Below are 11,809 nucleotides of genomic sequence, written 5' to 3'. Positions count from 1 at the left end.
TGCTTCCCGGCCGCACGCCCGGGGTGCCCGGAGCGCCCGGCGGCGGAGGCGGCGTACCCATGCCGCCACCACGGCGCGGCGGCGGCGCGGCCTTGCTCGTGGCGGCGTCCGCGATGTCACCCACGTCGGCCGGGGTCGGAGCGCCCGGACCGGCGGCGGGAACCCCGGGCCCCTGCGGGTAGCCGTACGGCGGCGCACCAGGAGGCGGCGGAGTACCACCCGGCGGCGGCGCACTCCCCTGCGGAACACCCGGCGGAGGCTGCGGCGGCATACCCCCCTGCGGATAGCCGTACGGCGGCGCACCAGGAGGCGGCGGAGTACCACCCGGCGGCGGCGCACTCCCCTGCGGCACACCCGGCGCAGGCGGCACAGCAGGACCCTGCGGAAGCGGCGGCACCGCCGAACCGACCCCCGGCGGCGGAGTGCCGACGCCACCAGAACCCTGCGCATGACCATACGCAGGAACACCCGGCGGAGGCGGCGGCATACCCCCCTGCGGATAGCCGTACGGCGGCGCACCAGGAGGCGGCGGAGTACCCGGCGGCGGCGTACTCCCCTGCGGAACACCCGGCGCAGGCGGCGGCGTACTGCCCTGCGCACCGGGCGCGTTCGGGTCGCCGAGGGCCGGTGCGACCGCCGTGCGCGGCAGTTGGCTGCCGCCCGACATCAGCGCCGTCTTGGCCTCCGGCGCGACGGCGGGCGGCGGGGTGTCGTCGTCCGAGTCGCCCAACGGCGTCGAGAACACCGTCGCGGGCAGCGGCACCGAACGGTCCTCGCCGGCGTCCGCGTTGGTGTCCGTGCCCGCCCAGGGCGTCGCCCCCACCGGCGCGCCGGCCGGCACCGCCGCGGCACCGCCGTCACCGCCGCCCCCGGCGGCCGGCCACGAAGACCCGGAACCGCCGGCCGCCGCGGGACCCGCACCCGAGAACCCACCGGAGCCCACGCCCCCCACAAAACCCGCACCGGAAGACCCACCGGCGCCGCTCCCCGCTCCCGGCGCCGCACCCGACGGCGCCTCGGCCGCCGACGGCCGGGCCGGGACCCCGGCCTGCGTCTCGGGCAGCGCATCGTCACCCGCCGCACGCCGGTCCGGAATGCCCAGCTTGTCGGCCGCCTCCTGAAGCCACTCCGGGGGACTCAGCAGAAACGACGTCTGGTTGAGGTCCACCCGCGCCGCAGGCGCCGGCGGCGCCTCGGCCAGGGACGCCTCACGGCCGTACTCCTCCTCGTACCGGCGGATCACCTCGCCCACCGGCAGCCCCGGCCAGAGCGTGGCCTCACCGCTGTCCCGGGCGATCACGATCCGCTGCGCACCCGCGTCCGAACGCGGCCCCTCCACCCGGTCCTCGCCCCACACCACAAAGCCGAGCTCGAACTCCCGCACCCGCACCTCACGATGCTGGTACGCGGGCACATCCCCGTTGATCCACTCTTCCGCGCGCTCCTGCGCCTGCGCGAACGTCACCATCGAAAACTCACTCCCCCACAGACCCGGCCGACGGCACCGGCACCGCACGCGCGAAACCGCCGTCCACCATCAGGTTCGCCACCGTCTCCAGCTCCGGCGGGCTGCCCGCGAGCCGCGACAGAAAGGCGTCGAAGTCCTCACCGCACGGCAACAGCAGCCGCGCCACCCGCTCCGTCGGCGGCCACGCCGGATCCACGTCCCGCGCGTCGTCGTACGCGCAGAACCACACCGAACCCGTCCGCTCACCCCTGACCTTCACCGCGAGCAGCCCGCCCTGTACGAAGGCCACACCCAGATAGTCCTTGGTCAGATGATCGCGCAGGCACTTGTTCACATACACCAGATCGTTGACCGCCGCCTCGTCGCGCACCGTGAAGAACGGCTGGTCCAGCAGCAGCCCCAACTCGGCGTCCAACGCCGTGCCCACCGGCGCGCAGCCGCCCGCCGCCTTCAGAAAGGAGCGGTACCCGCCCGGCAGCCGATACCCCAGATCCTCCTCGACCCCCTGCACCTGCTGCTCGGTCACGGCCACGCCCGACTTCGGCAGCCCGAAATGCGCCGGACGCGTCTCCTGCAACGGCCGCGTACCCCGCTTGCCCTGGTCGACGCGGGCCGTGGCGATCCCGCCGTGATGCCGCAGCAACGCCTTCACCTCCACCGGAATCAGTTGGAGTCGCCGCGAACCCACCACGTGGTGCCAGGTCCAGCCGTGCGGGGTGGCCACCGCCGAAACCGTGTCCCACAGCTCGTGCCCCGCCGCCGACAGGACCGCGTTCGCCGACACATAGTCCGTCAGCCGCAGTTCATCGACGCCGAAACCCTCCGGCGGATCGGCGATCTCCACCACCGCACGCGCATAGGGCGAGAAATCGGGGTACCCGCCCTCATCGACCCGTACCCCTCTCGGGTGGCGTGCCGCCCGGACCGGATCCGGGAAGTGCACGACCTGCCCGGCATAGGCCGCGTTCGGCGGCGTGGCTTGTCCCCCAGCCTGGCGGCCGGGTGGTGCCCCCAGGCCGAGCCGACCTGTCGTCATGGCGGTTGCCCCCTGCGGCACTCTGTACGGACCACAACCGCACCACACACGGCGCGCCACGACCCGTATCCGACTGTCTCTCCAACGTCACCGACGCGTTGACCGCGCCCATCGCGGTGCCGACAGCCTATGCGGTACACGGACACCGGTCACCGGGCCTCCGCTTCCGTGACCCGAGGTCACCCCGCCGTGACGGTCTGCCCAAAACCGGGCGTGTCGCAGCGCCCCAGTTTCCGCACCCGCCACGGCATTTGGCACTCTGAGTCCTTCGGGGGGACGCCCGGGAGGGAAAACGATCATGAACGCGACGCAGACGGGACCGCATGCGAACGCCCACGCCGAGGCACGGAACGGCGCCACCGACAAACCGTCGGGCGACCCCCGCATCGGCTGGAGCCACACCGAGTCACCCCAGGTGCCCGCCCTGCTCCACCGGCGCGACGGCATCCTGCCGACCGTCGCCGCCGCCCTGTCCGTACGCGGCGCCACCCTCACCGGCACCGCCGCCCGCGGCGACCAGACCCCGTCCCTGCACCCCCTCGTCCAGGACTTTCTCGACACCCTCACCAGCGACCAGCGGGACCGCTTCACCGGCCGCTGCGCGGAGACCATCCTCATCTCCCGCCACATCGCCGCCGCCGACGCCGCGCGCAGCAAGCGCGCCGCCCGCAAGCCGATGACCAACGGCGAAGCCCGCAAGGCCCTCAAGCAGGCCAAGCTCACCACCCGGCGGATTCGCGAGGACGGCGACCCCCTGCACGGCGGCTTCGCCACGCCCTGCCGCGCCTGCACCGCCCTGAGCGCCCACTTCGGCGTGCGCGTCGTCGACCCGAGCGCGGCCGGCCGCTGAACACTCCCCCACCGGCCCCCGTACCACTCCCCAACACCCGCACCCGCACCCGCACGACCGGAACCACCCGCACGCCCGCACCACTCCTACCACTCGTACCACCCCAAGATCTCGACGAACGAAGGGCAGATGCACCCCGACCGCACCACCTCCACCCGCTTCGCCGTACCCGTCGACGCCGCCCTACGCGCAGCCGGCTGGCAACCCGGACGCTGGGACATACAGCAGGCCGAAATCTGGGCCGACACCCTGCGCGCCCACACCTCGCCCGCCGACCACCGGCACGCCGTCTTCCCCGCGGCCGTCGAAGCCTGGGCCGAATTCGGCGGCCTCCACATCACCCCCACCGGCCCCGGCCGCCAGATCGCCCCCGCCACACTGCACCTCGACCCACTGCACGGCCTGCACCTCGCCCGCACCCTCGGCGACCTCGGCCGCGCCCTGGACACCGAACTGTGCCCGCTCGGCGAGGAATCCGACACCGGCGCGCTGCTCGCCATCGACGCCGAAGGCCGCGTCTACGCCCTCGACCACACCGGCGACTGGTACCTCGGCCCGAACATCGACCGCGCCCTCACCACACTCATCGCCGGCCTGCAACCGGTCCGCCTGACAGCAGGCTGACCCCACGGCCGGACCAGCCGACCCATCCGCGGCCCGGCACAGACTCCGGATCAAGCCGCCGGAATGACCGCCGAAACCCGGAATCCCCCCGCATCCGTCGGCCCGGACACAAAAACGCCGCCCAGCGCCGCGACCCGCTCCCGCATCCCGAGCAGACCATTGCCACCGGACGGCAGTTGCGCCGCCGACGCCGACGCCACCTCGGGCGGCGGCTCGTTCTCCACCTGCATCGCGATCTCCGAGCCACGATGCGCCAACCGAACCTGCGTCTTCGCACCCGCCGCATGCTTGTGAACGTTGGTCAACGCCTCCTGGACCACGCGATACGCCGTCTGCTCGATCTCACGCGCATACGACCGCAGCTCACCCTCGACCGACAGATTCACCACCATGCCCGCGGCAGCCGACTGCCCGATCAACTCCTCCAGTTCGGACAGACACGGCCCCTCCCCCGCACCCGCCTCGACCGCCGCCCGGGACGCGGCCGCGGCAGCAGCCACCTCCACGGCGGCCAACGGCACCGGCTCCGCACCCCGCACCACGCCCTCACCCGAGCGCAACACACCCAGCATCTCCCGCAGTTCCGTCAGCGCCTGCCGCCCCATATCGCCGACCAGCACCGCGTTCTTCACGGCCTTCTCAGGATCCTTGCGCGCCACCGCCTGCAACGCCGCGGCATGCACCACCATCAGACTCACCCGGTGCGCGACCACATCATGCATCTCGCGCGCGATCCGCGTCCGCTCCTCATTGCGCGCCCACTCGGCCCGCTCCTCGGCCCGCTCGGCAAGCAACTGAAGCTCACGCTCCAGACTGTCCGCCCGCTCCCGCAAACTCTCCATCAGCCGGCGCCGCGCACCCACATACAGACCGAGAAGCACCGGAGGCGCGGTCAAGCCGAGCGACGTGGTGATGGAGGCGAACGGCTCGAACCAGTCACCGAGGGTCAGATCCCCACGCGCCATGTCCTGCCGCACCCGCACAAACGTGACAATCATCGTCCCCACGAACGACATGCCGGCCAGCGCCGCGATGATCCGGCGCGGCAGCTCGGCCGCGGCCAGGGTGTACAGGCCGATGATGCCCATCAGGAAGCCCATCTGGGCGGGGGTGATCGCGATCGCCACGAGAACGACGGCGATCGGCCACTTCCTGCGCAGCAACAACACCGAACCGGCCAGCAGACCGAACAGGACCCCGACCGGCACCGGGATCCCCGCATCCCCGGCGAACTGCACGCCCTCCGCCCCGCACTCCGCGGCGGACACCACCGCCAGACCGCCGTCGAGCAGTACGCTGCGCCACCTCGCCCACCACCACGGCCCGGTCACGGCCGTCGCGCGGTCTTCCCCCGTTGTGGTCATGTGTCCAGCCTACGGGCGGCAGGCGTCACACATCCGGCGAGTTTTGCGTACCCGCTCACACCACGCACCGTAAGCGCATCGTCGCGAAACCCCCTGTTGTCCCTCGAACTGCTGAACCATGCCCGTTCGACTCCGGAACCACCCATTCCGGCCGGACGGTATGCCCATGGCACATCCACCAGGCAAATACGCCGACTTCGAGGAACTGAGGGAGCGGGCGGTCGCGCTGCGGCGGGCAGGGCTAAGCCGTCGCCAGATCCGCGACCGACTGCACATCGACAACAACGACATCCTCAACCGCCTCCTGGAGGGAGAGCCGCCCCCGGAATGGACGAAGCGCCCGAACGCGAAGGACGACCTGCGCGACAAGGCGCGGGAACTCCGACTCCAGGGCCGGACGTACGACCAGATCCAGTGGGAGCTGGGGTGCTCGAAGAGTTCGATCTCACTGTGGGTCCGGGACCTGCCGAAGCCCGAACGCCCGCGAAGCCGCGAGGAAGCGGCGGCCATCGCCAGGAGGGGCTGGGAGGCGAAGCTCGGCATCCGCGACGAGGAGCGGCAGCGTACGAAGGACACCGCCCGGGAGTCCGTCGGTGACCTGTCGGCTCGCGAACTGTTCCTGGTGGGGGTGGGCCTCTACTGGGCCGAGGGCACCAAGGACAAGCCGTACGCCCGCCGTGAGAACGTCACATTCGTCAACAGCGACCCTGGCATGATCAAGGTCTTCCTCGCCTGGCTCGACCTGCTCGGCATCGAACGCGAGCGGCACCGCTACTCCGTCATGATCCACGAGAGCGCAGACGTGGCGGGCGCCGAGCAGTACTGGGCCGAACTCATCGGCGCCGACCGCACCTTGTTCAACAAGACGACACTCAAGAAGCACAACCCCAAGACGGTCCGCAAGAACATCGGCGACGACTATCGCGGCTGCCTAGTGATCAAAGTCCTGAAGAGCGCCGACTTGTACCGTCGCATCGAGGGCTGGTGGTGCGGCATAGTAGATGTCGCGACCGCAGCGGAGTAGGCAAATGTCCGCTTTGGGTCGTTAAGCACTCCCCTGTGGTGTAATCGGCAACACGGGTCACTTTGGATGATTTGTTCCAGGTTCGAGTCCTGGCAGGGGAGCCCACAGCACACAAGAACCAGGTTCGGGCCCTGACAGCACTGTCAGGGCCCGCACTCATGTCCCCCACGAAACACCCCGGTATCCTGCGGGTGTCACCCCCACCCGTCAAAGCCGAAGGGCAACTCCGTGAGCGCCATTCGCCCGGCAGCCGTCGTCGTTCTCGCAGCGGGTGAGGGCACCCGTATGAAATCGGCCACACCCAAGGTTCTGCACCAGATCTGCGGCCGTTCCCTCGTCGGCCATGTGCTGGCCACGGCACGTGAGTTGAATCCGCAGGACCTGGTGGTCGTCGTGGGGCACGCGCGCGAGCAGGTCACCGCGCACCTCGGCGAGGTCGATCCGCAGGCGCGGACGGCGGTACAGGACCGGCAGAACGGCACCGGGCACGCGGTGCGGATGGCCGTGGAGGAGCTGGGCGGCGCCGTCGACGGGACCGTGGTGGTCGTCTGCGGGGACACTCCGCTGCTGACCGGTGAGACGCTGCGGCGGCTCACCGCCGCGCACCACGCCGACGGCAACGCGGTCACCGTGCTGACCGCGGAGGTGCCGGATGCCACCGGGTACGGGCGGATCGTCCGCGACGCCGCCTCCGGTGCCGTCACCGGGATCGTCGAGCACAAGGACGCGGACGAGTCCCAACGTGCCATCCGTGAGATCAACTCGGGTGTGTTCGCCTTCGACGGGCAGTTGCTCGCCGAGGCCCTGGGCAAGCTGCGTACGGACAACAGCCAGGGTGAGGAGTATCTGACCGATGTTCTCGGGATCGTGCGGGAGGCGGGGCACCGGGTCGGTGCCTCGGTCGCCGGTGATCATCGGGAGATCGCGGGGATCAACAACCGCGTCCAGTTGGCCCAGGCGCGCCGTATCCTCAACGACCGGTTGTTGGAGCGGGCCATGCTGGCCGGTGTGACGGTGGTGGATCCGGCGACCACGTGGGTCGATGTCACGGTGTCCTTCGAGCAGGATGTCGTGGTTCATCCGGGGACCGAGTTGCATGGGTCGACGCTGATCGGCGAGGGCGCGGAGGTGGGGCCTAATACGCGGCTGACGGATACCAGGGTGGGTGCCGGTGCCCGGGTGGATACAACGGTCGCGGAGCGGGCGCAGATCGGTCCGGAGACGAGTGTGGGCCCGTTCGCCTATCTGCGTCCGGGTACGCGTCTGGGTGGCAAGGCGAAGGTGGGCACGTTCGTGGAGACGAAGAACGCGGCCATCGGGGAGGGCACCAAGGTGCCGCATCTGTCCTATGTGGGGGATGCGACGATCGGTGAGTACACCAATATCGGTGCCGCGAGTGTCTTTGTGAACTACGACGGCCAGGACAAGCATCACACGTCCGTCGGCGCGCACTGCCGTACCGGTGCGGACAACATGTTTGTGGCTCCTGTCACGGTCGGGGACGGTGCGTACACCGCCGCGGGGTCCGTGATCACCAAGGATGTGCCGCCCGGTTCCCTCGCCGTGGCCCGTGGCCAGCAGCGGAATATCGAGGGTTGGGTGGCGCGTAAGCGTCCTGGGAGCGCTGCCGCGAAGGCGGCGGAGGCGGTGGCTGAACGGGGCGGAAGCGAAGACTGACCGGAAACGGGTACGTGGAATACGGCGTACCGTGATAACTGCACACCCGCATCCCACCCGTTGAGTGGTCCTCTCATGCCCAGCCGTGAGGTCGCTCGGCGGCTGAGACACCTCTGAGGAGACAGTGCTGTGACCGGGATCAAGACGACCGGCGAGAAGAAGTTGATGTTCTTTTCCGGCCGCGCCCACCCCGAGCTTGCCGAGGAGGTCGCCCACGAGTTGGGTGTCGGGGTTGTCCCGACGAAGGCCTTCGATTTCGCCAATGGCGAGATCTATGTGAGGTATCAGGAGTCGGCGCGTGGCGCGGACTGTTTTCTGATCCAGAGCCACACGGCTCCGATCAATAAGTGGATCATGGAGCAGTTGATCATGATCGACGCGCTGAAGCGTGCGTCGGCCCGCTCCATCACCGTGATCGTGCCGTTCTACGGTTATGCGCGTCAGGACAAGAAGCATCGTGGGCGTGAACCGATCTCGGCGCGTCTGGTCGCGGATCTGATGAAGACGGCGGGCGCGGACCGCATCCTGGCGGTGGATCTGCACACCGACCAGATTCAGGGTTTCTTCGATGGTCCTGTCGACCATCTTGTCGCGTTGCCCCTGCTCGCGGACTACGTGGGCGAGAAGGTGGACCGGGCCAAGCTGACCGTGGTCTCCCCGGACGCGGGCCGGGTTCGGGTGGCCGATCGCTGGTGTGACCGGCTCGGTGCGCCGCTGGCGATCGTGCACAAGCGGCGTGACAAGGATGTGGCGAACCAGGTGACGGTCCACGAGGTGGTGGGCGAGGTCGAGGGCCGGGTGTGTGTGCTGGTCGACGACATGATCGACACCGGTGGGACGATCTGTGCGGCGGCGGATGCGCTGTTTGCGCATGGTGCGGAGGATGTCATCGTGACGGCGACGCATGGTGTGCTGTCGGGTCCTGCGGCGGACCGGTTGAAGAATTCCCGGGTGGGCGAGTTCGTGTTCACCAATACGCTGCCGACGCCGGGGGAGCTGGGTCGGGATCTGGACAAGATCACGGTTCTGTCGATCGCTCCGACGATCGCCAGCGCGGTGCGTGAGGTGTTCGAGGATGGCTCGGTGACGAGTCTGTTCGACGAGCAGTGAGGTTTCTGCAGGGCGCTTCGCGGGTGGGGGCGGGCTGCGTCGTCGTGGTCTGCGGCTGTGTCGTGGCCGGGCGTGCCCGCGCGGCGGAGCCGTATGCCGGCACAGCCCGCGTCCCTTCGGGGGCACCATCGCGCTGAAGATCCTTTTGGGTGCGGCCTCCTTCGGTGAGTAGACTGCTGCAGTTGCTCGGCGAGGGAGGCCGTGTCCCGTTTTCGGCGGGGTGCGGCGGTCCGTTATCGACGCGCTCTTCGTAGCAGGCCGTTCGTGGCCGGGTGACCTCCCCAGGCTCCGAACGAGCAGGGGGGACCCCATCCCTGGCTACCTCTACGAGGAGTGAACATGTCCGAGGTGAAGCTCGCCGTCCAGACGCGCACCGAGTTCGGCAAGGGTGCCGCGCGCCGTATCCGCCGCGACAGCAAGGTTCCCGGTGTGCTCTACGGCCACGGCTCGCAGCCGCTGCATCTGACCCTGCCGGGCCACGAGCTGCTGCTCGCGCTGCGTACGCCGAACGTTCTGATCTCCCTGGACATCGACGGCAAGTCCAACGAGCTGGCGATCCCGAAGGCCGTGCAGCGCGACCCGCTGAAGGGCTTCCTGGAGCATGTCGACCTGCTGCTGGTCAAGCGCGGCGAGAAGGTCACGGTCGAGATTCCGGTGCACACCGAGGGTGAGCTGGCCCCGGGCGGCAATCTGCTGGAGCACGTCCTTGCCGCGCTGCCGGTCGAGGCGGAGGCCACCCACATTCCCGAGGCCGTCACGGTGTCCGTCGAGGGCCTGACGGCCGGTGCCTCCGTGCAGGCCAAGGACATCGTCCTGCCGTCGGGTGTGACCCTGGCGGTGGAGGAGGACGCGGTCGTGCTGCAGGTCCTGGCCGCGCAGGCGGAGGAGGCTCCGGAGGCGGGCGCCGAGGGCGAGGAGACCGCCGAGGTCTGAGCCTTAGAGCTGCGAACAGAAGGGGAGTCCGATCAGCGTGCGGCGTCTGGTGCGTGCGATCGCAAGGCGCCGGAAGGTCCTCGTAGCGGAGCTACTAGGGCGTTTCGGCAACGCCGCGTGGGGGCACCTCCCGGCCGAAGGCTGGGGGAGTGCGTGCCAGGCGTCGCACGCCGGGCTCCCATTCCGTTCGGAGCTCTTAAGCGGCCCTGCGGCCGTGGCAGGGCCGGGCCCTCGTCGGCAGGGTGCCCGGCGCTGTCGGCGGTGCCCACCGGTTCCGCCCTGCTGAACGACTGCCCACAGCGGTATGCGGCCGCTGCTTCCCCGGGGAGCAGCGGCTGTGTCGCCTTTAAGGAGCCTTTGAGGAGATGTGGACGTGACCACCCCCGCCAGTGGCCCCTGGCTGATTGCCGGGCTCGGGAATCCCGGGCCGGAGTACGCCATGAACCGGCACAACGTCGGCTTCATGGTGGTGGACCTGCTCGCCGAGCGGATCGGGGGGAGGTTCAAGCGGGCCCAGAAGGCGCAGGCGCAGGTCGTCGAGGGCCGGATCGGTCCGCCCGGTCCGGCGAATCGGCGGGTGATCCTCGCCAAGCCGATGTCGTACATGAATCTGTCGGGCGGCCCGGTGAACGCGCTGCGGGATTTCTACAAGGTGCCGGTCGCGAACATCGTGGCGGTGCATGACGAGTTGGACATCGACTACGGCACGCTGCGGCTCAAGCTGGGCGGCGGGGACAACGGGCACAACGGGTTGAAGTCGATGACGAAGGCGATGGGGGCGGACTACCACCGGGTGCGGTTCGGGATCGGGCGGCCTCCGGGGCGGATGCAGGTGGCCGACTTTGTGCTGAAGGACTTTTCGTCGGCGGAGCGCAAGGAGCTGGAGTACTTCGTGGACCGTGCGGCGGACGCGGTGGAGTGTCTGGTGATCGAGGGGCTGGAGCGGGCGCAAAGCTCGTACAACTCCTGACTTGTCCGCCCGCCGGTGTCGGCGGGAGTTGACCGATCGGACGGCCATGGCCAATGATCCCGGCCATGCCAGCCACAGCCACCATGTCCCGTCGGTCCTCGGTCGCCGCGCTGCGGTTGGGCCGGCTCGCGGCGATGGGGACGGTCACCGCGCTGATCCTGATCGCGGGTGTGTGGGGTTCCTGGGGGACCGCACAGCACGTGATGCTGTCGCAGGGCCGGGAGAGCGGCACGATCAGGGTGACGGAGTGCGCGCGGGACACCTGTTCCGGGCCGTTCACGCCGGTTTCGGCGGGGGCGAAGACCCGCGGGGTGGTGGTCATCGCGCGGACCGTCGCGGTCCGCAAGGGCGAGACGTACTCGGTGGTGGTGAAGCCGGGCACCGACGAGGTCGTACGGTCCGGTCCTGCCGGGATTCTCAACGCATGGGTGCCGCTGGGCGGTGCGTTGCTGCTGGCCTCGGTGGTGGTCGCGGGCGGGCTGCGGCTGAGCCGGATCGCGTGGATCCTCGCGGGGTCGGGGCTTCTGCTGCTCACCGCGGCCTTCATGACCTTGTGAGCGGCGCCGGATGATCTGGTGAACGGCGCCGGGCGGCCCGGGCGGCCCGAAGGCCGGGCGGCCCGAAGGCCGGGCGGCCCGAAGGCCGGGCGGCCCGAAGGCCGGGCGGCCCGAAGCGGGCGGCCCGAAGCGGGCGGCCCGAAGCGGGCGGGGGGGCCCGCGGGGGGGGGGCGGGGGGGCCGCCGGGCGGGGGGGC

The 11,809-nt window shown here is 70.1% G+C and carries 10 protein-coding genes, 1 tRNA gene and 1 pseudogene; 9 read left to right on the top strand and 3 right to left on the bottom strand.

Annotated features, from left to right (window positions below; translation table 11 throughout):
- Together ACWEKM_RS43930 and ACWEKM_RS43925 are read right to left on the bottom strand one after the other, a co-directional pair.
- A pseudogene (locus ACWEKM_RS43930) lies at positions 1–1,468 on the bottom strand (SUKH-4 family immunity protein); the annotation flags it as partial.
- A gap of 7 nt (positions 1,469–1,475) precedes the next feature.
- Positions 1,476–2,504 (bottom strand): SMI1/KNR4 family protein, encoded by a 1,029-nt coding sequence (locus ACWEKM_RS43925; RefSeq protein ID WP_451626917.1) that lies wholly within the window; start codon positions 2,502–2,504, stop codon positions 1,476–1,478.
- 298 nt (positions 2,505–2,802) lie between these two features.
- Here ACWEKM_RS43925 and ACWEKM_RS43920 point away from each other — a divergent pair, with 298 nt between their 5' ends.
- Together ACWEKM_RS43920 and ACWEKM_RS43915 are read left to right on the top strand one after the other, a co-directional pair.
- Positions 2,803–3,354, top strand: a complete 552-nt coding sequence (locus ACWEKM_RS43920; protein WP_451626916.1) for a YwqJ-related putative deaminase — start codon at positions 2,803–2,805, stop codon at positions 3,352–3,354.
- Positions 3,355–3,483: 129 nt separating this feature from the next.
- Positions 3,484–3,978, top strand: coding sequence for an SUKH-3 domain-containing protein (locus ACWEKM_RS43915; RefSeq protein WP_451626915.1), 495 nt, complete (start codon positions 3,484–3,486; stop codon positions 3,976–3,978).
- Between the two features lie 50 nt (positions 3,979–4,028).
- On the opposite strand, the gene ACWEKM_RS43910 is transcribed toward ACWEKM_RS43915, so the two are convergent.
- On the bottom strand, positions 4,029–5,342 hold the full coding sequence (locus tag ACWEKM_RS43910) for a sensor histidine kinase (RefSeq protein WP_451626914.1): 1,314 nt from the start codon (positions 5,340–5,342) through the stop codon (positions 4,029–4,031).
- 166 nt (positions 5,343–5,508) lie between these two features.
- On the opposite strand from ACWEKM_RS43910, the gene ACWEKM_RS43905 reads away from it, so the two are divergent.
- From ACWEKM_RS43905 to ACWEKM_RS43875, 7 genes are all read left to right on the top strand, one after another.
- Entirely contained in the window at positions 5,509–6,366 is an 858-nt protein-coding gene (locus ACWEKM_RS43905; protein WP_451626913.1) for a hypothetical protein, read from the top strand.
- A gap of 29 nt (positions 6,367–6,395) precedes the next feature.
- Positions 6,396–6,467 (top strand) — tRNA-Gln (locus ACWEKM_RS43900).
- A gap of 127 nt (positions 6,468–6,594) precedes the next feature.
- Entirely contained in the window at positions 6,595–8,043 is a 1,449-nt protein-coding gene (gene glmU, locus ACWEKM_RS43895) for a bifunctional UDP-N-acetylglucosamine diphosphorylase/glucosamine-1-phosphate N-acetyltransferase GlmU (protein ID WP_451626912.1), read from the top strand.
- A 129-nt stretch (positions 8,044–8,172) separates the two neighbouring features.
- Entirely contained in the window at positions 8,173–9,153 is a 981-nt protein-coding gene (locus ACWEKM_RS43890) for a ribose-phosphate diphosphokinase (RefSeq protein WP_451626911.1), read from the top strand.
- Between the two features lie 339 nt (positions 9,154–9,492).
- On the top strand, positions 9,493–10,086 hold the full coding sequence (locus tag ACWEKM_RS43885) for a 50S ribosomal protein L25/general stress protein Ctc (RefSeq protein ID WP_451626910.1): 594 nt from the start codon (positions 9,493–9,495) through the stop codon (positions 10,084–10,086).
- Between the two features lie 367 nt (positions 10,087–10,453).
- The gene (gene pth / locus ACWEKM_RS43880; protein WP_451626909.1) at positions 10,454–11,056 is read left to right on the top strand and encodes an aminoacyl-tRNA hydrolase; all 603 of its coding nucleotides are present in this window, start codon (positions 10,454–10,456) and stop codon (positions 11,054–11,056) included.
- Positions 11,057–11,109: 53 nt separating this feature from the next.
- Complete coding sequence (locus ACWEKM_RS43875) at positions 11,110–11,613, top strand: hypothetical protein (RefSeq protein WP_451626908.1); 504 nt, start codon at positions 11,110–11,112, stop codon at positions 11,611–11,613.
- Positions 11,614–11,809 lie beyond the last annotated feature (196 nt).

It is taken from the genome of Streptomyces sp. NPDC004752 (assembly GCF_053601275.1).
The sequence above is the reverse complement of the archived record's forward strand: the minus strand, read 5'-3'. Positions and strand labels throughout refer to the sequence as shown.

Bases quoted from the DNA above. Each gene is read 5' to 3' on its own strand.
- ACWEKM_RS43925 (WP_451626917.1), bottom strand. From the start codon at position 2,504: ATGACGACAGGTCGGCTCGGCCTGGGGGCACCACCCGGCCGCCAGGCT.
- ACWEKM_RS43920 (WP_451626916.1), top strand. From the start codon at position 2,803: ATGAACGCGACGCAGACGGGACCGCATGCGAACGCCCACGCCGAGGCA.
- ACWEKM_RS43915 (WP_451626915.1), top strand. From the start codon at position 3,484: ATGCACCCCGACCGCACCACCTCCACCCGCTTCGCCGTACCCGTCGAC.
- ACWEKM_RS43910 (WP_451626914.1), bottom strand. From the start codon at position 5,342: ATGACCACAACGGGGGAAGACCGCGCGACGGCCGTGACCGGGCCGTGG.
- ACWEKM_RS43905 (WP_451626913.1), top strand. From the start codon at position 5,509: ATGGCACATCCACCAGGCAAATACGCCGACTTCGAGGAACTGAGGGAG.
- ACWEKM_RS43885 (WP_451626910.1), top strand. From the start codon at position 9,493: ATGTCCGAGGTGAAGCTCGCCGTCCAGACGCGCACCGAGTTCGGCAAG.
- ACWEKM_RS43875 (WP_451626908.1), top strand. From the start codon at position 11,110: ATGATCCCGGCCATGCCAGCCACAGCCACCATGTCCCGTCGGTCCTCG.